Source organism: Syntrophobotulus glycolicus DSM 8271 (genome assembly GCF_000190635.1).
Lineage (GTDB): Bacteria > Bacillota > Desulfitobacteriia > Desulfitobacteriales > Syntrophobotulaceae > Syntrophobotulus > Syntrophobotulus glycolicus.
The window spans coordinates 1,346,374-1,369,679 of sequence record NC_015172.1 but is presented as its reverse complement, the minus strand read 5'-3'; the positions used below and the strand labels follow the sequence as shown (position 1 = coordinate 1,369,679).

The 23,306-nt window shown below is 54.6% G+C and carries 22 protein-coding genes; all 22 read right to left on the bottom strand.

Annotation, left to right across the window (positions count from 1 at the left end):
* Positions 1-82: 82 nt before the first annotated feature.
* Entirely contained in the window at positions 83-808 is a 726-nt protein-coding gene (locus tag SGLY_RS06855) for an SAM-dependent methyltransferase (protein ID WP_013624546.1), read from the bottom strand.
* Between the two features lie 279 nt (positions 809-1,087).
* Positions 1,088-1,438 (bottom strand): DUF2200 domain-containing protein, encoded by a 351-nt coding sequence (locus SGLY_RS06850; RefSeq protein ID WP_013624545.1) that lies wholly within the window; start codon positions 1,436-1,438, stop codon positions 1,088-1,090.
* Positions 1,435-1,854: an iron chaperone gene (locus SGLY_RS06845; RefSeq protein ID WP_013624544.1), complete on the bottom strand. Its 420-nt coding sequence runs from the start codon at positions 1,852-1,854 to the stop codon at positions 1,435-1,437. Before SGLY_RS06845 ends, SGLY_RS06850 begins: the two co-directional genes overlap by 4 nt.
* A 40-nt stretch (positions 1,855-1,894) precedes the next feature.
* Positions 1,895-2,533 carry an AAA family ATPase gene (locus SGLY_RS06840; RefSeq protein ID WP_242822989.1) on the bottom strand — a complete coding sequence of 213 codons (639 nt, stop codon included), beginning with the start codon at positions 2,531-2,533 and terminating at the stop codon, positions 1,895-1,897.
* 208 nt (positions 2,534-2,741) lie between these two features.
* Positions 2,742-3,113, bottom strand: coding sequence for an iron chaperone (locus SGLY_RS06835; RefSeq protein ID WP_013624542.1), 372 nt, complete (start codon positions 3,111-3,113; stop codon positions 2,742-2,744).
* Between the two features lie 101 nt (positions 3,114-3,214).
* Positions 3,215-3,697, bottom strand: a complete 483-nt coding sequence (locus SGLY_RS06830; protein WP_013624541.1) for a flavodoxin — start codon at positions 3,695-3,697, stop codon at positions 3,215-3,217.
* Between the two features lie 446 nt (positions 3,698-4,143).
* On the bottom strand, positions 4,144-4,365 hold the full coding sequence (locus SGLY_RS06825; protein ID WP_013624540.1) for a hypothetical protein: 222 nt from the start codon (positions 4,363-4,365) through the stop codon (positions 4,144-4,146).
* A 229-nt stretch (positions 4,366-4,594) separates the two neighbouring features.
* Positions 4,595-5,797 (bottom strand): CynX/NimT family MFS transporter, encoded by a 1,203-nt coding sequence (locus SGLY_RS06820; protein ID WP_013624539.1) that lies wholly within the window; start codon positions 5,795-5,797, stop codon positions 4,595-4,597.
* A 91-nt stretch (positions 5,798-5,888) separates the two neighbouring features.
* Positions 5,889-6,425, bottom strand: coding sequence for an RNA polymerase sigma factor (locus SGLY_RS06815; protein ID WP_013624538.1), 537 nt, complete (start codon positions 6,423-6,425; stop codon positions 5,889-5,891).
* A 276-nt stretch (positions 6,426-6,701) separates the two neighbouring features.
* Positions 6,702-7,931: a hypothetical protein gene (locus SGLY_RS06810; protein WP_013624537.1), complete on the bottom strand. Its 1,230-nt coding sequence runs from the start codon at positions 7,929-7,931 to the stop codon at positions 6,702-6,704.
* Between the two features lies 1 nt (position 7,932).
* Positions 7,933-9,084 (bottom strand): hypothetical protein, encoded by a 1,152-nt coding sequence (locus tag SGLY_RS06805; protein WP_013624536.1) that lies wholly within the window; start codon positions 9,082-9,084, stop codon positions 7,933-7,935.
* Positions 9,081-9,932 (bottom strand): ABC transporter ATP-binding protein, encoded by an 852-nt coding sequence (locus SGLY_RS06800; RefSeq protein WP_013624535.1) that lies wholly within the window; start codon positions 9,930-9,932, stop codon positions 9,081-9,083. Before SGLY_RS06800 ends, SGLY_RS06805 begins: the two co-directional genes overlap by 4 nt.
* Entirely contained in the window at positions 9,919-10,680 is a 762-nt protein-coding gene (locus SGLY_RS06795; RefSeq protein ID WP_013624534.1) for a hypothetical protein, read from the bottom strand. The genes SGLY_RS06800 and SGLY_RS06795 overlap by 14 nt, the downstream gene beginning before the upstream one ends.
* Positions 10,667-11,209, bottom strand: coding sequence for an RNA polymerase sigma factor (locus SGLY_RS06790; protein WP_013624533.1), 543 nt, complete (start codon positions 11,207-11,209; stop codon positions 10,667-10,669). The genes SGLY_RS06795 and SGLY_RS06790 overlap by 14 nt, the downstream gene beginning before the upstream one ends.
* A 215-nt stretch (positions 11,210-11,424) precedes the next feature.
* Entirely contained in the window at positions 11,425-12,714 is a 1,290-nt protein-coding gene (locus tag SGLY_RS06785; RefSeq protein WP_148228095.1) for a hypothetical protein, read from the bottom strand.
* Between the two features lie 115 nt (positions 12,715-12,829).
* Positions 12,830-14,062, bottom strand: a complete 1,233-nt coding sequence (locus tag SGLY_RS06780) for a hypothetical protein (RefSeq protein ID WP_013624531.1) — start codon at positions 14,060-14,062, stop codon at positions 12,830-12,832.
* On the bottom strand, positions 14,052-17,441 hold the full coding sequence (locus SGLY_RS06775; RefSeq protein ID WP_013624530.1) for a hypothetical protein: 3,390 nt from the start codon (positions 17,439-17,441) through the stop codon (positions 14,052-14,054). The genes SGLY_RS06780 and SGLY_RS06775 overlap by 11 nt, the downstream gene beginning before the upstream one ends.
* Positions 17,438-18,253, bottom strand: coding sequence for a hypothetical protein (locus SGLY_RS06770; RefSeq protein ID WP_013624529.1), 816 nt, complete (start codon positions 18,251-18,253; stop codon positions 17,438-17,440). The genes SGLY_RS06775 and SGLY_RS06770 overlap by 4 nt, the downstream gene beginning before the upstream one ends.
* A gap of 12 nt (positions 18,254-18,265) precedes the next feature.
* Positions 18,266-19,372, bottom strand: a complete 1,107-nt coding sequence (locus tag SGLY_RS06765) for a DUF6765 family protein (RefSeq protein ID WP_013624528.1) — start codon at positions 19,370-19,372, stop codon at positions 18,266-18,268.
* A complete protein-coding gene (locus SGLY_RS06760; protein ID WP_013624527.1) occupies positions 19,369-21,099 on the bottom strand; it encodes a Hint domain-containing protein in 1,731 nt (576 codons plus the stop codon). Before SGLY_RS06760 ends, SGLY_RS06765 begins: the two co-directional genes overlap by 4 nt.
* Entirely contained in the window at positions 21,096-21,863 is a 768-nt protein-coding gene (locus tag SGLY_RS06755) for a hypothetical protein (protein WP_148228094.1), read from the bottom strand. The genes SGLY_RS06760 and SGLY_RS06755 overlap by 4 nt, the downstream gene beginning before the upstream one ends.
* 159 nt (positions 21,864-22,022) lie before the next feature.
* Positions 22,023-23,306, bottom strand: a complete 1,284-nt coding sequence (locus SGLY_RS17085; protein ID WP_013624525.1) for a hypothetical protein — start codon at positions 23,304-23,306, stop codon at positions 22,023-22,025.

Here is a 23,306-nt window from a genome sequence, read left to right as displayed (position 1 = left end):
TAGACGGAGTTTTGGATAATTGGAAATAAATATAAATCCTCCCGCAAATTTTCAGGAATCAGTTATATTCAATTAAGTATAGTCAAATGACTTTAGCAATCAACTGAACGAGATTAAAATACTTTCCGCCCTCAGCCTCCATCATTTTAATATCATCCGCGACGACGGGATGGTAGCCGGTCAGCCATTCTTCCCAAGCCTGTCCGCAACAGGCCATTTCACGACTGTCCACCACTTCAATGCCCGCTGTCCTCTTCCACAAATCTTTCCACCAATCAAGAGAGTGCAAGGTTCTTTCCATCTCGCTGTTCCAAAACGGCTGCATTTCACCGGGAATGTTTTTCCCAAATTCGTACTTTAAGCCGGGAATCGCCACAGCGATACAGCCGCCCCTTTTTACAAAAGGAACGAGCGACGGGAGCATTTCCGGCGTATCACCGAAATAATGGTAAGCGTCCACGGTGAACAACAAGTCAAAATATCCGTTTGCGAAAGGCAGCTCTTTGGTCGCGTCCAGGAAAATCGGAACGGCCTTATCATCAATCCCGCCAGATTGGAAACGCTCATAGTTTTCAGTTGGCGAAATCCAAAGATCGGCGGCGAAAACGGACACACCATATTTTTTCACGAACAAAAGGGTGGAAAGACCGCACCCGCAGCCGAGGTCAAGTATTCGCATATTCTTCTTGATGTTCAGGTGTGACGCTAATTCCTCCGCTACGCGCATGGCGTTTGGCCCCATCATAGCGGCTTTGAGGAACTCAGCATTTTTATCGTTAGAAATAAACCGGTTTGTAAATGGATACATGGTATTCCTTCCTTTCTAATTATCACCTTATAGAAAGAAACAAAAAAGCACAGTATGCTACTGCGCTACAAATCACACCATTATCAATAATGGATGTTCGTTCAATCTGCAAGGCAGTTTCTGACAACACAAACAAGAGCAGAACAACTGCTCATTTCAGGCCATTAACTAAGTCCTTACAGAATTACCGACATCAATACACTCCCTCTTTCTTAACCTACTTTATCATGACACTGTCATGATTTCAATATAACCGCTGCCTATAGTGGCTGACCCGCCTCATTTGCCCAGAACCTTTTCTATCGATTTGCCTTTTGCCAATTCGTCCACCAGTTTATCAAGCCACCTGATTTTCTGCATGAGTGGGTCTTTGATTTCCTCAACGCGGTGTCCGCAAATCACGCCTGAAATTTTGACAGCATTCGGATTTATCTGAGGGGCTTCATTGAAGAACGTTTCGTAATCTGTATTCTTCACAATTTGTGCTTGCAAACCAGAATCGTCATACCCAGTCAGCCAGCAAATCACGGCATCAACCTCGGATTTGGTGCGCCCTTTGCGCTCCGCCTTTTGAACAAGCATCGGGTAGACGGTCGAAAACGCCATCTTATATACACGCTCGTTTGTCATGTGATTTCACTCCCTTTCGCTTTCCGCCTTATTCTCCACGCCACAATGTCGGCGATGAGTTCATCATCGATTGGCTTGCCAAGCGGCAGTTGGATCGCTCCTTTGGAAGTCCTATAGCCTGCGAGCCGCTCCGCAAACTCAGCCGTAGCTTCGCCGCCGGGATAAATCCCAATGTGTTTTTTGAATGCTGCAAAGTGGATGAGATTTTCGTCCTGCCAGAATGTCGGCATCTGCCACGAGATCTTCTCCGTAGCTTCCGGTGCAGCTGCGTGGATAGTTTCGCGGATACTTTGTAATAGAGGCCGTACACTTTCCGATTGCGCGGCAATATATTCATCAATGCTGTTCGGTTTTCCACAAAAGTGATCTTGTTCTGTGTTTTTGAATTCACGGCCACATTTCGGACATTTCCACATTTCACCCACACTCCTTGTTATTATTCCGCTGATTCACTTCTTACTCAAAGGCTTTCTTATGCTTCTTAAAAAAGTCGTAAAAATATCTCACGTTCTCAACTTCCGTCCATTTTACAACCTGTAATTCCCTTGAATCCAGATTATAGATCTTCGCATCTAATGTTCCCAGCATAAACGGCGAATGCGTAGAAATAACAAATTGGCACCCCAAAAGCCTTGCCATTTCATTAATCTTCTCTGCTAACAAGGTTTGGTTTGCCGGGGACAAGGATACCTCCGGCTCATCCAGCAAATAAAGTGAGTCCGGCTCCATATAATCATCCAGCAATTGCAAAGTCGTTTCTCCATTTGAATACTTTGTTTGGGCAAATTTTAAAATTTCTATCCGTTTTCTCATTTCACGGGAGTTCTTTAACTGCTCTATTTGTTCCTTACTCATTCCCCGCCTGATGTGTTCATATATATATCCCTCTCGCAGAACCTGTTCCTGTTGTATTTTCTTTATTTCATATAAAATATCCTCGCTTTTGATATACCTGCTTATCTGAGGAATGCTGTAAAGCTGCCTGCCTTTTTCATCCTCACCCAAGGTATAACTGCATTCGCCCACAAACTTTGCAAAATAATTTTCATATCCGGTAGCGCACTCTCGTCCTTCAATTTGCAACTTAGCCGCCATAATATTTAGCACCGTGGATTTTCCGGATGCATTATTGCCATACAAAATTGTAATTGGTCTGAAGAACAATAATTTTTCCGCCTTATCGGCAAACACATGATAGGGATAAATATTCGGATTTCTTACTGTCTCCTCTGAAAACGAAAAGCTGCTTAAATATATAATGAAGCCCACCTTCTCTCATACCTTAAAGACCGCTATAATTGCCTTATTTTCGCCAAAAGGTTTCGCAGTCCGCCTTGTCCTGGATATTGAACTCTATTATCTTTTCGAGTAAAGGATAATCGACCGGGCTATCCCACGGAATACGTATGAGACCTTTGGTGTGATCATATCCCGCCTCTATGATTTCGTCAGAAAAACGAGTGATGCCGGCAGTTTCAGGGGCGACGGCAAAATGCTTACGGGCTGCGCTGAATCCGATAATAAATGTGCCGTGGTCGGTAAACATCGGTTGATTCCATCCGATTTTTGGCGATAAATTCGGATACTTCGCAGTCACCCAATTCAAGACCTCTCCAATACGGTCGCGATGCTGCGGGTTATCGATATCCGACAGGTATTTCCCAAAAACATCCATGCAACTATCTCCTTAAATTAAAGCGGTACAAAAGATGCCGTCTGAAGCTGGTATCCCCTTGGCGGCAGGATATATTTCCGGAACCATATACCTCCGGATATTTACAGCTCAAGGCTATTAACCCAAACCGTCAACTCTTCTTTTGTCCGCCGTCCGTTAAGGATTTTGCCTTCCTTGATGACGGTCGAAATGGGAACGCTGCCTTTCAGGTTTTCCAGGGTCTTCCCAAAACCGCTGCTACCGGATGTCGCAAATAGTATGACAGTCTTCCCTGCAAAATTATAGCCCTCAAGAAAGGTATTGACTATGGTTGGTGCGACATACCACCAAATCGGGAAACCAACGAACACAACGTCATAGGCCGCGACATTTGCATTTTTATCGGCAATCGGCGGGCGAAAGGATTTGTCGTTCATCTCAATCGTACTACGGGATTTTTTATCCTGCCAGTCTAAGTCGGCTTTTGTGTACGGCACCTCCGGCTTGATTTCATGCAGGTCGGCATCTGCCGCCTCTGCCAGAGTCTTTGCCACATTGCCTGTGACACCGCTTGCTGAAAAATACGCGACTAATTTTCTGCTCATCTATAAGTCCTCCTTTATTTTACGGCGAACATCCCCGCCGCTATGGGTCGAAATTGGCTTCAACTCGCTAACCTTCCCCTGGCGAAACTACTCGGCCACAGCAATTCATTTTATCCCATAAATTCCCATTTTCATATAGCTAAGCCAAAATATGTTGACATGCTTAAAATGCGCAATTATAAGTTCCATCATGAAAATTTCTATTAAAGCATTAAATGGTAACAAAGTGAATCCTATTGCCATTATGTTCGATAAAGCTTTTTAAAGCTTCAAAAGAAATCCAGTTCCATCTTCAACAGTAAAAACAGCCGGATGATTTATAACCTGATATTCAATCCCTAAAGCGTTTAATATCTCAAATACCTTCCCCTGCTGATTCATATGTTCATACTCCTCTATCCCTAATTTTATCCTTTGCTTATGCCGAAAAGAAAAAAGACTTTAAATTATAAAGCCTTTACTTTGTTATCAATCATTTTGATTTTTAAGCTGTTATCTGTTAATTCCTCCTGAACTTCCTTTACGGCTATCCAGGTTTGTTGCACTTTTTCTGACAGGACATCTAGTTTGTCATTTATTGATCTGTTATTATTTTTTAAGCCCCGAATATCTGCTTCAATGCGTTCGAGAGATTCTAATTTTTCCAGGATTAAATCGAGTTTATCCATTGAAAACAACTCCTTGTTATGTATCTTAGCATAGCAAGGGATAAAATTAAAGATCGATATTATTTCTCCTTATCTCCAAAGTTTTTCCGGCTGAAGTTGCAAATAAATTTATAGTAGCTCTTTCTAGGCATCATACTCAGAAAACGCGTAAGTATTTTATATGTATTCCCGCTAGGCAGACCACTTTGCCTTTTTCCAAATCCTTCAAGGAAATATCCACTTTAGCGGGTCAACTTGAGGCTGTTTTTTCTTCATTAATATGCTTATTCTGCCCTGAGCAAAAGCCAAAATACAGGAGCAGCAAAATTACAACCAATAAAAAGACAATGGAAGACGTCCATTCTTTTGAATAATCAGATAAAACACCGATGAACAGAGGCCCGGCCGCCGCTAATAGATACCCGACTGATTGTGCCATTCCGGACAGTTCGGCAGCTTGCTTATTGCTGGCGCTGCGCAATCCGATAAAGGTAAATGCCAGGCTGACGCACGCCCCGCCGCCAATTGCCATCAGGATAACTGATCCGGTTAACGATGCCATATTTTCACTGAGCAAAAAGCCAAGCATTCCCGCAAAATAAACCAAGCCCGATGCTACCGCGATGCCGCGCTGGTCTTCCCGCCGGTCGGCCACAATTGGCGCGATAAAGGAAGTCGGGATTGCAACGATCTGGAAGACAGACAGCAACCAACCGCCAGTTTCCATGCTAAGACCCCGGCTGGAGAGAATATCGGGAAGCCAGGCAATTAAACTGTAAAAAAGAAGAGATTGCAGTCCCATAAACAAAGCAATTTTCCAGGCCAATGGAGATCTCCATACGGATTTTGCGTCTGAACCATCTGTAGCCGCTTTGATGGCAGGATCAGGTTTTTCGCCATTTTTCAATTGAGGAATCCAAAAGAAAATCGCGATTACCACAAGCAAGCCCCAGATCAGCAAGGAATTCCTCCACCCTAAGCCTAATTTCATGGCAAGAGGTACGCTTACTCCGGATGCAATCCCAGCCATAAGCGACATGGCAGTAGAAAAGATACTGGTTAACAGACCTATTTTTTGTGGAAATTTGCGCTTGATCATGCTTGGTATAAGCACATTGCCCGTCACAATCCCCGCACCAATGAGAACAGTACCGGCAAACAAGGCCGTAATTCCCCCGAAAGAACGTAACAGGATCCCAATTATTAATACAATAAACCCAAAGAAAATGGTACGCTCCTCACCTATTTTATTCCCTATTTTAGATGAAAGCGGTGAAAGTCCCGCAAAAATAAGTAATGGCAGTGTGGTAAGAAATCCGGCTAAACTATTGGAAATACCAAGGTCAGTCCGGATGTCATTGATCAGCGGTCCTACGGAAGTTAATGACGTTCTTAAATTGCAAGCAATAAAGATAATCCCCAAAACAAGCAGTCTGTTTTTGTGTTTCAGCATATCTGATCTCCTCCCTTTCATCTTAATGCCAATAAATTCCCACTTGAATACATTATACCTAATATCCAAAGATCTGACATGACAATTTAGATCAAGGAAAGGGAAATGTCCTTTTCTCAATAAGAAGGTCTGCCGCAATTTTTCGTTTTGCTGCAGACCCCCGGTCTTTAATTTTCTGCTTTGCCCGGTAAAAGGTCACTCTTGCCCAGTTTTCTTTTTTTTGGAACAGCTCCCCGATTTCCCTGAAAGAAAAAGCGCCTGTTATTCTTAGCAGAAACACCTCTTTGGCAATCGGGTCAAGAATATGTACCTCCTTGAAGATTTGCATCTTCTCCGTGTTGAGAAAAAGTTTTTCTTCCATGGATAGCTGACTGGAAACAAGATTTTCATCGAGGGCGGATGCGTGATGCCGTTTACTTCTTTCTCTCTCCTGATACCATAAATGCTTTGCAATTTGACAAAGCCAGGTAGAAACTTTGCATGAACCATCAAAACGCGCGGATGATTTTACGGCTTGATAAAACGTTTCCTGGGTCAGCTCTTCCGCAAGATCCCTGTCATGACACAGAGTAAGCAAAAATTTATAGACCAATTGAGCATAATTTTGGTGAGCCTCGTCGAGGTTCATTCTTCCTTGTCACCTCCTTCACTTTATCTATCCGCTTATTCCTGATTTCGTTACAATGGATTGTTGAAAAAAATTAAAGCAAGGAGCTTTTTTTATTCCTTATTTTTTATTTCTGTCCTGGATGCAAAAGGGCTGAGGCTTTATCTTCAACAAGCCCCGGCCCCGTATGTTCTATGCAAAACAAGAACCGCGCTCTGCACGGTTCCGTATTTTTTCCAGATCAGATAGCTTTGGCTAAAAGATTGGTAAATGATATTTCATTCCTTTTCAACAACCTTACTCCGTCAAAAGATCCTGCCTTTTTTGCCGGGCACAGGCGGCCAAGCAAAGTACCAGCCCGAGCAGAAAAATCAATCCTGTCAAGAGCGCTTCCGTCCCGGTAATTTCGGTAATTCCGAAAATAGGGTTTCCCGCATGGAACGCGTAGAGAACCAAATGGTAGCAAAGGATTGCGGCAGCCACAAACAACGGAATGATTTTCAGGAGCATTGCCACATAATTCGCACTGTACCGGGAGAAGAAAAATGCCAGCGCCGCAATACCCAGACTGGCCAGATAACACAAGATAACCAGGACCATGCACCAGGTTCCGTAGGTCCAATTCACCCAAGGGAGCATGGTATCCATAAAGGAGAACATCCGGCAGGCGGCAAATACGCTAGTCCCATTCCTGGCAAACAGTCCGCCGAAAATGAGAAAGTTCAGTGTTGTCAGGAGGAACGCCGACAGCATTACGGCGGCAAACTGGGTCTTTAAAATTCCCCTTCCCCGTCTGGAACTCCATTGGAGCGCCCGCATCCCCCGCATGCGATCCCGTACCAGCAGCGGAGAGAGCAGCAGACAGTCGGACAGTACCATCCACACCAGCAACAAAGCCAAATAGGTGGAGGTCGCAATAGGCACCTCGCGCGGCAGAATATTGCGCCATGCCGCATCTGCATCAAAGAAGGCGGTTTGGGCGTAGCTGTATTCCCGTTCCGTTGTCGCATCATAAGCACGGGAAAACGAAGCAAACCCATTGGATTGCCATTGTTCATAACGTTCAGTCTGATCCTGTACAGCCCGAAGACGCCCCTCAATGTTGTTTGCCTCTTCTCCCTGAAGGTAATTCAGGATAATATGGGCATCCGCATAGCGTGTTTGCTGTTCTTTGGTCAGGTTTCCCTGCACTTCCAGGACGTTTTCCTGATAAAACGCTTCAAAGTCCGCATAGGCAGTCAATCCATACCGCCGGCAGAGTTCATTTTGCGCCACAAAGCGGTCCGCCTCCGCTTTCAATTCCGGGAGTCTCACCTTGACAATTTCCGCTTCCTCCTCCGGCTCCAGTGAGGTTCCATAGTCTCGTATCCATTCCTTCGCGGTTTGGAAAGCTCCCTCGGCGTAGGAGCCGTTGGGAAAGTAGGTAATGTAGAAATCCATAAACATATAATTGAACACAAAGCCCAGAAAGAGTAGTATGATCAATATCCCCGGACTCCAGATTTTTTTTAGTTCTTCCTTGATCATCTTAAAGCACATCCTTTTTTTGAAAGTGCCTGCCTGTCAGAGTGCACAAAACAAGCATGGCCAGAGCGCAGAAAACTGCCGTCCAGCATTCCTGCCAGGGTAAAACCGCCCCCATGCCCATTTCTGTAAACCAGATGGGCTGGAACCACCATAAATTGAACGGCAGCCACTGGGCTGACTGATAAAGCAGCCAGAGCCCGGCGTTCTCGGAAAACATCATCGCCGCCTGATTAAGCACGGCGAAAGATAAAAACGCCAGAAATCCCTTGTAGGCGTCACCGGTCAGCAGCCCTGCGACAAAACCAAGACCGTGAAAAATCAGCACCACAGCCGCACCCAGGACCAGCGTTGCGATCAGATAGCCCCACACCGAGAACGGTAGCCATGTGATGAACGGCAGTTTGTAGGCGACAACGACATAGTAATTGAACTGGCTGGATATGCTTGCATTCCAGATCGCTCCCGGCTTCCACAGCAAGGTGAACACGGCGACCGTCGCCGACGCGAGAAAGAGATATGTCAGGAGCGCAGCCAGGGCGCTGGCGGCGGCTTTGGCATATTGGACCTTGCGGCCAGTCCGGGTGCTGTAGACGGAAAAGGCCGTCCGGCTGAGTTTTTCACAGCCGCAGGAATACAATGCCATTAAAACAGCGAGCAACATTCCCTCCAAAATAACTGCGTGGCAGGCCGTTTTAAACAGGCTGTCCATCAGTGGTCGTTTGGTCATTCCCGCCGCGCTCAGGCTGAGTGAGGCGTCCTGTCCCGCTAAAATGTCGATGCTGCCCTGCAGCTTTTGACATTTCCATTCCACGGCAGCGGCCGGGATACCGCTGAGATGATATATATCCAAGTACAGCCTGCTGATTTGCGCGGCATCATAGTCCTCGAAAATATCCGTTGCCCCGGCGGTCTGAGAGATGAGTTCCTCCCGGTATTCCGACTGGGGTAAGTCCGCCAGGGCCGCGTCGAAATCCGCGCCCATCTGCCCGCCAATGCGCTCCGTTACCTCTTCCACATAGCGCACATAGTCCTCGCCGTACCGGCTGCCGGTAATCAGCAGAACATTAAACGCCAGGCACAAAATCAGAAAGACCGGGAGCATGGGCAGGGAGCAGAGCTTGCGCAGTTCCCAGACAATCAATTTCCGTCTCATACCCGGTCGTCCCGGTAGATATAGAGAAATGTATCCTCCAGATTGGGGTCTGCTTTCACCGCACCGGCAGGCGGCGTTTCGGCGGCGATCCGCAGACATGTACCGCTCTCGCTCTGCCGCTCGCTCAGTAAAAGCTGATCTTCCGCCGGCACGCTCCCTTCCGGCAGCTCAAAGATCTTTCCCCGAAGCAGCGCGCAGATATGGGCCGGAGTGTCACAGCAATACAGTCTGTGGTCGCGGATCATGACGATTTGACTGGCAATGGTCTCGATATCGGAAACAATGTGGGTGGACAGAATCACGATACGATCATGAGATAAGTTGTGGATAAGATTGCGAAAGCGTACCCGCTCTTTGGGGTCAAGCCCGGCGGTGGGCTCGTCCAGAATCAGCAGCTTCGGATCATTCAGCATGGCTTGGGCAATACCGACACGCTGGATCATGCCGCCGGAGAATTGTTTCATTTTTTTATCTTTTACTTCGGACAGGGATACCAGTTCCAACAATTCATCGATTCGTTCTTCCGCTGTTTTACGCTCGACGCCTTGCAGGACCGCCATATAGCGGAGGAATTTTCGAGGCGAATAATTTTTGTAGTAGCCGAACTCCTGCGGCAGATAACCCAGCAATCCGCGATAATCTCCGTCCATCTCCAGGATATCCCGGCCTTTCCACAGGATTTTCCCTTCCGTTGGGAAAAGCAGAGTGGTCAGCATCTTAATCAGCGTAGTTTTGCCCGCTCCGTTGGGCGCCAGCAGTCCATAGACACCGTTTTCAAAGGTGAGGCTGATGTCTTCCAGAGCTGTAAATTTCCCATATCGTTTTGTCACGTGTTCAACAGACAACATGTGTAAGCGCTCCTTCCCAACGGCTAAAATAGTAGTGTTTGAGTGTTCGTCCATAAACTGCGCCGGACCCGGCCGTCACCAGCCAGAAAACAGCTGTGGGCGTATTCAGGAAGATCTGTTCCGCCGGCCTGCCAATCAATAGAAGTGAGCCGCTCAGGATAACCCAAAGGACGGGCGTCAGGAAATATGATTTTGCCGTACTCCGTTTCCACTCAGTCAGTAACTGTACCGCCGCAAAGAGGAACAGAGAGGCGAAAGAGACGCCCATCAGGCGCAGGATGGAAAGATCTTTGGTCAGAATCAGCCAGATAAGGGTGCTGACCAGCACGGACAAAACAGCCGAGCTGCCGCCGAACGCCAGCATTCGCAGGGAAGTAATCTGTTTGGAAGAATAGCGGCAGGCCATCTTCTGCTCGTATGTCCCGGTCATGATTTCTTTCCAAATGGTCAAAATGTGCAACAGGGCATAGAGGAGCGGAGAGGCCAGAAACAACAGCACATACAGGGAACTTTTATTGTTTACCCATAAAGAAAACAGGCCTGCCCAAAGCAATCCCCCGATCAGGATACCGAGAAACGCGCAATCTGCCACCCCAAAAAATAATCCCCGGAATCCGACAGAACGCCAGAGCTTGGAAAGGACCTCAAAAAGGCGCTGCGGTTCCGGCATCCCATTGGCCAGGATTGTTTGAATGCTGTGATTTTTTTCTTCCTCTGTGGGAAGATTAATTTCTTCAAATCTGCGCATCGTTGTTGAACTCCTTTCTCAGATGGTGCAGCAAGCGATAATACCGGGCCTTAATTTTCGCTTCCGGCTCGGCGGTTGCCGAAGCAATCTCCGGAAAACTGTAATCGCCGTATAAGCGCAGGCGGAAAACCTCCTGCAGAGTCGGGTCCAATGCCCGCACATATTCTTCGATTTGCTGCAACAGGGCTTTATCCATGATCTTCGTCACAAAATCTTCGGCAGGAAAGATTTTGTCCTCATCCAGGGGAACAGCAACCGGTTTGCGTTTGCGCTTGGCATCGATCACTTTGTAAGTCGCAAGGCGATAAAGCCAGGTGCGAAAGCCCGCCTTCTTCTCATCGTAGGACGGCAGTGAGCGCAGGGCCGCGATAAAGCTGTCCTGGGTCAGATCCCGGGCATCCTCCCGGTTTCCGACCTGACGGTAAATAAAAATGTAAATCTCATCATAGTAAGAGCGGACAAGCTGATCGGCTGCCTGTTGAGAACCCCGGCGCAGAATCTCCTGTATCCATTTCTGATCCCGTTCCAATTCCGCGCCTCCCCTTTCATTCCTGTCGTTTATATATTCGTTAGGCGGGAAAAAATCGTTGCAAAAGGACGCTTTAATCCTACATTCAAAAGAAGAATTTATAAAAACTATAAATTCTTCTTTTGAATGTATTGTCTTGGTTAAAACATTAAGCGAACTAATATATTTTTTGATCACCTACCTTTTGTGTGGGGCCGTTTCAACACCTGCCAACCCTAGTTGCACTGCTTTTGGTAACACTTCTCCTGGCCGTCATCCCCCTTCAATTCGACCTGCAGGGTCAGCTTGCCGTCCTGCTCAGTCCAGAAGGATAGCCGCCCCTGCTGCTTGCCGTCGCTCCGTTCCACGCCGTCGGAGGTGGTCAGCCGGATCTCCCGGCAGTTGGCGATCTCCCAGGCCAGGTCGTAGCGGTAGCGGTTCTTCTTATCCTCATTGTTATTCTCATAAATCCGGGTAAAGCTGAGGGACACCTCGGTAAGATAACGTTCAATCGTAATGGTGGCTGTCTTTTCGTAAATGCCGTTCGGCCCCAGTATGGAAAGGCGGTAGGTGTTTACCTTGCGCCGGGGCGTGACAGGGCAGCGGCCTGTGATCGCGCAGCGCCCGTCCTGCCAGGCGGCGGTGGCCTCCACACGGCCGATTCCCCCGTCAATGTAGCCGTGGTAGGTGTTTTCCAGCACAAAAAGCAGATCCACCGTCGTCCCGTAGCGCACGCTCTTCTGCTCCGGCTCGAAGCTGAGGATAGCAGGCTCCAGCACCGTGACCGGGGACTTGGCATAGGCCGTGATCTCTTCCCGCCGCATCAGCAGCGCGTAATCCGTGCTTTCATAAATATCCTGCTCCAGCTTATCCTTGGCCCGAACCCGCCAAGCGCCGAGAGCGCCGTGCCCGGGCAGGAAATAAGTATGACTGCAGTTGCCCAGCACCTCCCAGTCGAAGGTGACCCGGTCCAGCACGCCGGCGGTATTCCGGTCGCAGACAAACCGCTTGGCCAGCACCCGGTGGTACTTCTGAAATACCGGAATATAGCCCATCCGGCCCTCTTCCTCCAGGCGAAGGCCCAGACAGACCATTTTTTCCCGGTCTCCCCTGCAGATGATGTTGTCGATCAGGATCGCGAAGGATTCGCCCGGTCCGCAGGCATAACGCTTGTTCCTGGGCCAAACGCGCCACTGGGTTTGGCCGCCGGCGGGGTCAAGGCACGGTTCGGCCTGCCACAGCCCGGAAACGGAAACCGCCAGGGCCTCTCCCCAATCCTCATAGGGGTTGAGAAACAAGCGCAGCTCCTGGGCAAACATCGTTTCAGAGGTGTTGGTGACAGTCAGGAAGATCCGGTTGGCGATGCTGGGGCCTTCCCCGGCCTCCCGCAGAACTTCCTCGGCGGAGAAGGCGGCGGCCCGCAGAGAACAATCTTCCACATCACAGTGAAGGCAGACCGCCGCCCCTTCCCCGGCTTTGCCGGCGGCGGACACCGGCGGCTGCTTACCTGCAGCAGGTGCCGGCAACGGATTACCGGCAGCGGAAGTCAGCGGCGGATTACCGGTGCCGGTGAGGCGCCGGCTCAGATAGACGGTGCTGTTCCCGCCGGCCTCTACAAACAGCGGACCGATTTGTACTTTCCTATAAATGAAGCACCCCTTCTTTCTGTAAAATCGTCCTCCAGGCTTTTTGGCCCGGACCCTGCAGCTCGGCCGTCAGCTGGGGCATTTTGGCGGCGGCGTATTCAAATTCGCCCTCCTGCCTCTCGGAGATCAAATCTCCCAACAGGCCCATGCTCAGGCGCACGGAAACCCCTTCCGCCAGCCGCCAGCGCAGCCGCAGCACGGCATAGTAAGGGAACTGAAGCACCGTCTTGCGCAGGTATCCGTCCTTCCGGTAATCGGCAGGCAGATAGAGCGTCTCTTCGATGTCCAGCAGGTGGCCCCGGCAGAGCAGCTTCACCTGCTGCTGTCCGGGCTCCAAGGCGGCTTCTCCCCGCGCTTCCGTCTCGGCGCCGTTATAGGCTACCGTGCGGGCACAGCGGCAGCACCAGCGCACCAGCTCCCCTTGAGGGTCGTATTCAAAGCGGCTGACCGCCAGGGGGACCAGATAAACCGGCGCCCTTCTGGACAGACTGGCGGCGGCGTTTTGCACCTGAAGCCGGTACTCGGTCGACCGTTCGACAGCGTGCTCGAAGGCGGCGGCCCCCTGCCCGACCCTGAAAGCGCCGGGGGAGATGATCCCCTCCCGGTGGGCGGCGGCCTTCCAGGTAAAGGTCACCCTTTCGCTTTGGGCGACTCCGTGGCGGTCCGGTGAAAAGTCGGCAATGGCAAGCGCCGCCGGACGTTTGGACAGCTCAAAGGTCCGGATCAGGTCTTCCCCCTCGCCGGTGTTGAGCAGTTTGACTGAAAAGTTGGTAATGCCGGGCGGGGCCTGGGACACGATGTTGTCCATGCAAAAACGAAAGCTGTCCGCATAGCCCACATCTACCCGCACCTCCGGGTTGGTCAGCAGCACCGCGTAGTCCCCGGTGCCCAAATCCGTCCACTCGGAGGGTGTCCAGCCGTCGGCCTCAAAGTGAATGCCCCGGACACTGCGGCAGTCGATAAAAGAGTCAGCGGCCTCGCCGCAGGGAAGGATCACCATCAGGTAGGTGGTCCCGGCAAGCCTGCTCTCTCCATGCTCCCGCAGGATCTCCATGGCCTGCTGCCCGGTCAGACGGTCGGGATTTTGCAGGGTAGCCCTGCTCTCATCATCGGACAGCATGAGATAAAAGATCACCCGCTCGGCAACACCGTTGTGCAATGCTACCGCCGCTCCTTCGTTGACCTGAAGGTCGTCCTTATCCAGAAAACACAAAAATTCATTGCTCATTGCGCACCGCCTTTCTCAGATTCAGCCAGCCCTCCCGGGCCCAAAGCCGGGGCCGAGGAAAGACCGCCTCACCGGTCGTCAGGCCCAGCTTCGTCAGCTCCTCCAATAGCCCGCTTGCCGGTGAGAATCCGGTGAAGCTCCAATCGGCGTCCTCGACGGACGGATGGGGTAAGGCCGGAGCATCCAGCGCTGTCAGGGCCGGAGCAAGGAAAAAGCTGTACTGCATCCTGCGCAGGGCTTCGTCCACCAGCTCCCGTCCCACTTTTTTGGTCTTGACCGGCAGCAGTCCGCTGACAAGGCTCGCCTCCCCCACCGGGTCCATCAGCAAAGTGAGATGAGACCACTCCGCCGGATAGGCCACAGGCAGGGCCACGGAGTTCTGCGCCGAAAAATAGGGAGGCAGGGCCGTATTGTAACCCGCGGACAGGTGAAGCCGGGTGTAATCCTCCTGCGCAAAAAAGCCGACCACACCGTCATTGTGGTTTTCCCGCTGGCCGATCCGTACCGGGAAGCGGCCCCGGGCCAGGGAGGGAATCTCCCGCGGCGCTTCTTCCGGGTACTTGGGCGCCCGCTGGGCCTCCGCCAGTTCGAAGCACAGGGCCGCGCGCACCAGGGCCAGAGGCCGGTGCAGGAAAGCGCCCAGCCCGCCGAACTGGCCGGCGTCCAAGGGATTGATCGTCCACATGGCATTGTCGATCACATTGAGCAGCGGTGTCAGCAGGTCCAGGCCGTTTTCCCGCCAGGCCGTAAGAATCTCCAGCAGAAACCGGGATAAATCCGGATGGATCCCTGCCGGCGGGTCGTCCCGGCGGCCGCCTTCCCGGGGCGGTTGGCGCCAGATTACACCGGCTCCCTCCAGATCGATCCGCACCAGGCTGCCCAGCATCTCTCCCCCGCTGTCATAGACCGCCAGCGTGCCCTCGATCAGGTTGGGGAGCAGCCAGCCGCAGAGATAGGGCCGGTCCGGCTCCTGATCCCATTCTAAACGGAGGCGGGCAGGCTGGAGAATGCGGGGAGGCAGCAGGACCTCCTTTTGCACCGGGGCCAGGCCGCGGCGCAGGTATTCCGAAACGATCAGGTTAGGGGTATCCAGCACCTTGACCTGTCCAAAGGAATCGATGATATGGATAAGGGGAAAAACCAGGCAACCGGCCCGCAGCGGCGCGTAATAGCCGTCGAAAGCCGGAAGCATATGCCCCCGCACAGGGCTGTTCTCCTCCAGCAGCCGCCGGACCCGTCCTGCCAGCTCCGGGTCCTTGACCTCGTCCCGCACCGGGAGCACCAGGCCGGGCCTGATCATCAGGAACTGGTCGTGAAGGCCGGAGAGCAGTTGAGACACAGCCTCGATTTTGACCGGGCGGCTGCCCAGGGCGTCCTCGGCCGCCGCCTGGGTCAGGCGGGAGGCATGGGGAGTCAGGAGGTCAACGCCGCGGAACACCTGGCCGTCTTCATTGCCGATCTCTTCTCCTTCATAAACGAAGTCGTTGTTCTCCACCCGCCAGTTCTGAAGACTGGGCGCGGCCTGCTCCACCGCCCGGTCAGGATAAAAGACGGCTTGCCAGGCCATGTACAGCGGGTTCCATGGCGCCGTATGGCAACGGCAGGCTCCGCTTTGCAGTTCCCGCCGGGCGCGTTCGGCAGCCTCGACCAGCCGATTGGGGTCAGCCTGGGGGTTTTTCTCCCGCAACCTCTTCTCCACTGCCGGGGCCAGGGCTTGGCTGAGCAGTACAGCCTCCCACAAGACCGGGCGAAGCCCCTCTTCCAGGTATTGGGGCAGGGAAAGCACATCCTCTCCTCGTACAGGAATCAAGGGTCCCTCCCCGGCCGTGAGAGTCAAGGACTCTTCCCCGGCGGAGGGCGCAAGAACCGCCGCCAGGTCGCCGGCACAGCGGCAGAGCAGCAGGCCGTCGCCAAAGCGGGCATCATCTTCATCCCGGGCGGTGTCCATGCCGATACCGGAGAAAAGCAGCAGCGGCGTGTTGGCTTCCCAGAAGCGCTGGCCGTTTTGCTCCAGTACCGTGAACTCCTTCCCCACCAGGACGCTTAAGCGTTCCAGGGCCTGCTTTTTTTCCGCCGCCGCGGTCTGATACCGTTCCTTTTGCCGCTCCAGCAGCGGGGCCAGCTCATCGATCCGTTCCCGGCACCTGTCCATAATATCCAGGGTGCGGGGAGTGACCCGGGGGGCATAGGCAGCCTGGGTATAGCGGTACCACTCGTCATACACCAGCTGGCGCAGGGTCGCCAACTGACCGTAGGCATCGTTCATCTGCTCCAGGGTCTGATTAATGCGGGCGGCAAGCTCTTCCGCTTCGGGCGGCGGGACGGCCTCCCGGCTTGCCGGCTTCAGGCGGATGGCTTCCACAGCGCTCCATTCCCCGAAGCGGCCTTTCATCAGAGCGTTTTCACTCTTGAGAATGCCGTTGGGTTCGTGGATCAGCTCATGGTTGCGCGTCAGCAAGTGCTGCATCATCCGTTCGGCCTGGCTCTTTTTGGGGGTGAGGGTGGCCAGCAGGGCCGAGAGGGCCTCTGCGGTATTGTTGCCGATGGCGATCCGGGGCATATTTTCCGGCACCGCGTGCGGGTAACAGGTGTCCGGACCCTTCCAGGGCACACGATCCACCATGCCATAGCAAAGCATGCCGCTGCCCGGCGCAAAATCCGCCGGCGCGCTCCAGCCCCATTCCGCGGTCAGAATGTCCCGGCTCTCCACCCGGGTCAGCGGATCCTCCCGGGAGTAGCTCCCGCAAACCACATAGGTCAGCCCGGCCGCCGGAAGCACCGCGCCGGTTTCATCGGTCAGGTCGTCATAGAATCCCAGCACATTCCGGCAATCCTGGTAGAGCGCCGTCAGATAAGGATTGCCGGCCTCTACCGCCGTCAACTTGTCCAGATATTCCGCCGCCGCGGGAGGAGTCTCCTCAGCCGAATAAGAGCGTCCCAGGTAGCGGTACTTTTGCTTGTCCGGCCCGTCCCAGGGAATGCTGGGGCTGCCCGCATTACCATTAGCTTTTGTGCTCCGGGACTGGAGGGCATCCGATTCCACCGTAAAGTGCCGGAGCCGCACCGCGCCGTCTTGTCCCAGCCATAAGCGGAATACCTGCCAGCGGTTGGGGATGCGGGGAAAGGTCATTTCATCCGTTCCCGCTTCCTTGACGCCGTGACTGAGGGTATTGGGCAGCAGCCAGTGCAGGTGCACCCCTTTTTCCATGCTCCTCTGGGTGGAGAGGATATCGGCGGGCACCAGGCTGCCGGTGGGATTGGCGGCCAGCTTGGCGTAGTCCAAAGTCTGGGCGCAGAACCGCCGTTCCGCCTCCAGGGCCCCGACCGCCAGGGCCCGGACTACAATGGGCACATACAGGCTATCTCGTTTTCCGGTCATCTGTCGTCTTCCCAACCCAGAGTCACGGCAGCCAGCGGCTCGCTCAGGGCCGGCTGCCGGCTGTCCCACCGGAGATTGCGGTAGCCGCTCTCCCCCTTGTCGGCTGCCGTAATCTCCACCACCGCGGAGAAGCGGAACTGGAGGGTAAATGTCCCTTCACGGCCCCCCAGCAGCCCCACCGGAATCTGATTCTTCCAGACTGAGGGAAAGGAAACGGAGGCCTTGCGGTCCGCCGCCGTGACCTTGTGCCGTTTGGCCGGGGTGCAGTAGCGAATGGCGTAGTCAAGCCTCTCATGGGTCAGCAGCAGCTCATAGCCGGTGATCTCCCGCAGCTTGCAGCCGGGCAGCAGACTGACCTCGGCCTCCACTGCCAGTAAAATGTCCAGCACCGTTTCACCGGCCTGGTTAACGTACACATCGTTTTCCCCGCTTGCGCCGGGCCGGGCCTGGAGCCGAACCAGGCAAAGGTCCCGGGAGCTTTTGCAGGTGATGCTGTCGGAATGGGACAGAAATTGCTTTTGTGAATTGACAATCTCCACATTTATATTGACCGGCTCCCCGTTTTCGGGAATGGGAAAGGGCAGCTCCGCCTCAATGGCGGCTAGATTCTCGAAGGAATCGGACACGTGGGCCAGAATTTGCCCGTCCTCATCGCTGAACGTGCAGGCCAGCCGCAGGAAATCCTGCTCCTCCGGGTACTGTACCAGCAGCCTGTAGTAAGCAGTCTCCCCCTCGTAGCGAATCCCCTGCGCCCGGCAGGACGGCCCGGTGCTCTTGGGACCGCCGGAACCCGGTTTCTTTTTGCTGATCATCAAAATCCCTCCTCAATAGTCCGCCAGCACGGCCCGCTGGACGTCATCCACCACAATGTTGAAACGACAGAGTTCCTCCAGCCGCCCGTCCGCGTCACTCTTCATGAGGCGCTCCCGCACCCGGTCCCGGTCATAATCGTAGGCAAGGCCGGTCCTGTCCGTCCACTTCCGGGCCAGAGCTTTTATCCCTTCCGGGGTAAAAGCGACCGGGGAAGAATCCGTCAGTTCCCGGATAGCGGCCACCGTGTTCTTGATCAGGGTCTCGTTCGCCGGGTCCACCGGGACATTCCGGCAGCGGAAGAAAAAGCGCAGAATCCGCTCGGCGGCGTCCTCGGTCTTCTCCCGGTTGTTGAAGGTATAGCCGAAACGGGTCTGCCGGATCAGGCCGCCCATGATCCCGTTATCATCCATGGCGCTGCCCGCCTGCAGGCACCCGACCGCCGGCCTGCTGCTCAGGACCCGGGGATCGTAGCGCTTGGTCAGGTCGGCCTGATTTTGGCAGTCCCGGATCTCCATGAGCTTTACCTCATTGGTGACATGCTTGAGGCCGCTGAACAGGTAATGAGAAAAGCTGTCGGCCAAAATATGGCAGAGCACGCCGGCCCGGATCAGAGGCTCGGCAGGAGAGGGTTTTCCGGGAGAAGGTTTCCCTGCCGCGTGAACGGCTTCGACCGTGCCGGCCAGCAGACCGCCGAAAACGGCGTGGCCCTCCGGGTCCCGGATATCCTCAGTCAAAAGATTATCATTGCGGGGATCGGCGGCCTCGATGGCGGCGTCTGTCAGCGGCACCGGCGGCAGGTAGTGAAACGGGAGCAAGGCATACTTCCAGGTGCTGTCGGCCAGAATATCCTCCAGCCACTCCTCCTCTGTTGCTACCTCTTCCCGGCGGAGAGCCGCCGTTTTGGGAATGTAGATACAGCAGTGATTGTCCGTATAGGTAAAGAGCTCCCGCTCCATGATATCCTGCGGAAGGGCACTCTCGTCCACCCGCACCTCAATCTCCCGGGTGCAATCATCCAGGAACTGGCTGTATTCGGCGATGATTTGGCTGTCCTCCGGGCTGAAGCCCGCCCGGACGGCCATGTATTTGACCGCGAAGTAGTGAAAGCATGCGTTCATTTCTCTTCCCTCCCCTTCGCCTGTGTCACCGTGCCTAAGAGCGCTTTCAGCTCAGCGGCCATCGCCCGGATTTCGGCGTGATCCTCCGCCGGTTCGAGCGGCCGCTCCAGGCGGACGGTCTGCTGGAGGGCGTAATCGCCGACCTTGATACCGCCGGCCAGGAGCCAGGTTTCCGTCTCAAACTCCAGGTTGTAGACCCTGCCATTGTAAGGAAGCCGCTCCACAGCGGCCACCGTGTCCTCACCCTCGGCGGTGTAAACGGTGCTGCCCGCCTCCAGGTGCTCGGCGGGGATCGGGCCCCGCTCGGCGGTAAACACGGTGTGCATCCCGGTCAAAAGGAGGTGCCGGCCGCCGCGGGTCGTCAGCTTCAGGATCTGTTCCTCCATACCCACCGTAATATTGCGGATCATCCGCCCGCCCCCGCCGGCGCAGAGAACCCGGTCACCGATGCGCAGCTCCTCGATGGGCCGGCTTCCCCCGTCCGCCAGGGTAATCAGGGTGCCGGCGGCGAGGCAGCCCCACTGGAAGTAGAGCTTGGGCACCTTTTTGGTGGCGGCCGATTCTTTCGTGTCCTGATAGCTGGCGAAGTTCACCGGCTGGGCGAACACGCCCAAATCCCCACCGTCGATGCTGATGTAGTAGTCGCCGTAAATGTCCAAATCGACGCTGACTTTATTGGTCAGGGTGGAAAAATCAAAGCGGTTGCTCCAGTCCAGAGGCATGGTGATCACGATCCTCCGCCCGTCCTCGGATACATAGATCCCTTTGACCTTAATCTTCTTGCCGGTGTCGTCCGTAAACTCCGCCTCATACTCCTCCAGGTCTTTATACGTGGCCATATGGCGTAGCATCCCGCCCAGCGGGGTTTTGAAAAAGAGCTTCCAGCCTTCCTTGCGGGCAATCCCCTTGATGCGGTAGCCCTCCTTGACCTCCACTACCAGCTGCACCGGCAGCTTGAGAGAGATGGTCTGATTGGCGTCCGGCATATTGGGGATGCTGTAGTCGGCATCCGGAACCTGCTGGTTGCGGTTGTAGGAAACCCGGATTGTCTCGGGATGGGTCTGGAGCTTCTTTCTGGGGTCCACTACCCGAAAATCCTTGATGATGTCCGCATCAGTGATACAGACAGCATTCTGGGACGCGGTGTACTCGGTTGTCAGGGTAGGCTCACCCCGCATCATCTGGGGTACCGTCACGACGCCCACACTGACCAGATTGCTGACCGTCGCCTTCCGGAGCCGCACAGACAGGGGTTTGACGAACTGGTTGGTCTCCAGGTAGTCCTTCGCTTCGATGCCTGTCATCTCCCCGGTATCACTGTCCACTATGTAGGATTGGGCAAGAATCTTGGTCTTGTTCTGCTGGAACTCGCCCACCAGGGTGGAGAAAACATCCATTTCCGCGGAGGCGGCTCCGGACAGTGCGTGAGGCGGCATGATGAAAACCGTGTCTTGTTGGCCGCTCTGCAGCTTGCGGGCGCCGGGGGTGACAGCCGGTTTTTTGCCGATGGCCCTGGAGAGGTCTTCTTCCTGCCGGACCTGCCGGGTCCGCCGCTGGTTCTGGATATTCTTATACATGGCCGGACAGCTTCGCCGGAAAACCTCTTCGCCACCCGCCTTGTCCATGAAAAAACGGTAGTGGATGTCCCGGGAAAAGTCCAATTGGACGGAGCCGCCGTTGGTCAGGGCCTCCTGAATCAGGGTACGCTCGCTCACGGTAATCTTCAACTCTGTTCATCTCCTTCTCCTATTCGTATTACAATTCTGTGGGGATTCTGGATCATCTGGAGCGCCAGGTGAGCGGAAGTGACCGTCTCCCCGGGCGCCATGCCCAGCTCCTTTCCGATCGCCGCCGCGATGTCGGCAAAATCGACAACCCGGTTGCCCCGCCGGCGGATGGGAATCTCCGCCCGCCCGTCATCCAGGGCGCCGGTGCTCAGGCTGCGCAGCCGTTTGCTCAGCTTGCCGTCGGTGCTGTTAAATCCAAAGTGGAAGCCTTCCGGGGGCTGTTGAATGTCCAGCCGGGCGATCACTCCCTGATACAGGCCGATCAGCACCTCATCAGACAGGGTTTCCAGGCGCAGCGCCGGAAGGGGGTCTGTACCCTCCCTGTCTCCGTAAGCGTTAAACTCCAATCCCCGCCAGCCGGAGACCAGTTCCGAACGGAGGAGGAAGCCGGTGCAGGGGCTGCTCTTGGCCAGCCTCACGGCCTTGAGGACCGGGAGGTCCGGTTTGCCCTGGAGCCGGAGCCGGACACTTAGGCCGGCGGCCATCGCCTTGTCGTACACCCCCTCCAGATAGGCGCTGTCATTGGCGGTATCCACCCCCACGTTCCGCCCGATGCTGAACGCGCCGTCCAGCAGGGCACGGATCCAATTGGGGTCTAAGTGAAAGAAACGCACCTCCTCCGGTTCCAGCATTCCCTCGGCCGGAACCAGGTAGGAGAACGGAATATCGTATAAAAGGGCCATAGCCGCCATTTCCCGGTGCATCTGGCTGAATCCGTCGTCCGCCGGGCCGCCGTCCCGGCCGGGCGCCGGGTCCGGGGAAAAGGCGAAAAAGCTCGCGCCGCCCTCTTGCGCGCGGTACCAGCTGTTTGTCACTGTATTCCTCCTTTCCAGCCCACAGATGGGCCGGAAGTATTGCTCTCTTTATTCGTCCAGTCCGATGGCCGCGGTCAGGCTGGCCAGCAGACCGGCCCACTCTTCATTACAACGCTGCCGTACCGTCTCCTCGCTGTAGGCGCGCAACGCGGCGGCCGCTCCTTTTGCCGGCAGTTGTCCGCTGAGGGCCTGGCCATTGCTCCGCCGGATGGCCAGTTCCCGGTTGCGCTGGCGCCAGCGCATAATCTGGCCGGGCAAGTCCTTTTTCTGGAGGCAGAGTAGCCGGCCCAGTTGCCAGGCGGCGCTCAGGCTGATGTCGAACATGCCGGTTTCCGGGTCGTAGCGCAGGAGTTGATCGGCAAAGCGGCAAAGGGGAAGTTTCTCCTCCGCGCTTTTTTGCGGCAGCAAAGGGGAACGGTACCAGGAGACCGAGACGCTGCCCTCCCGGAACTGGTGCTCCACCGGGCAGTAGCCCAGATCGACCAGTGAGGCAATCTTCTCCCAGCCCTCCCCGGCCTCCGCCCCGAACGGGGCGGCCCGCAACTTCCCGGCCAGGGCCGCAAAATCAAAAGGCTCCTTCTGCACGGAAAACGACCAACTGGCCAGGGAAAACATCCGGACAGTATCACAGGCATTGAGCGGGTGGGTGCTCCGGTCGCCTGTCAGGTAGTCCTCAAACCCCTCCAGGGAGACCAGGTGCGCGCTGTGCTTTTTGTACTCGCCGGCCTGCTCCTTCGGCTGGTCGGGATAGCGGTTGGCCACGACACAGGAGAACCATCCCTCCTGCACGGTGGCGTCGGTAACCTTGTTATCCAGACTGACCTGACGGGAATGGGCCAGCAGCGGCAGCTCCCCGGCCAGGGGAAGAACCTCGGCGAACAGCTGCCGGGGAATGTCGATGGCCACACAGGCCTCGTCCCCGTCGGCCCAGTTCCGCTGGAGCCGGGGAATATACAAGCCATCGCGCCCCGCCGCCGCTTCCCGGTAAGAAAGGCTGCGGGAACCAACCCCTTCCTCCTCCGAGAAAACCAGCAGCGCCATCCAGGGAGCGTCTTCAGGCAGTCCGGCCAGCTTGCGCTCCCAGGGCAGGGTTTTACGCTTCAGGATAATATGGGGCAGACAGTCCCCAAACAGGCCGGCACTCATGGCAGGCGGATAGGTGGAGTAGACCTCGTCCGGGCCAAGGCGCAGCTGTTCGGTGGAAACCCAGAACTCCAGCGAGGCGGGGGCAATGGTACAATCGATGCTGGCCGTCTGGGTGACGGTGACACGATACCGCCCCTCGGTCAGAGCAGGCTGAGAACTGGGCGCCAAGCGTAGTGATTCCGGCAT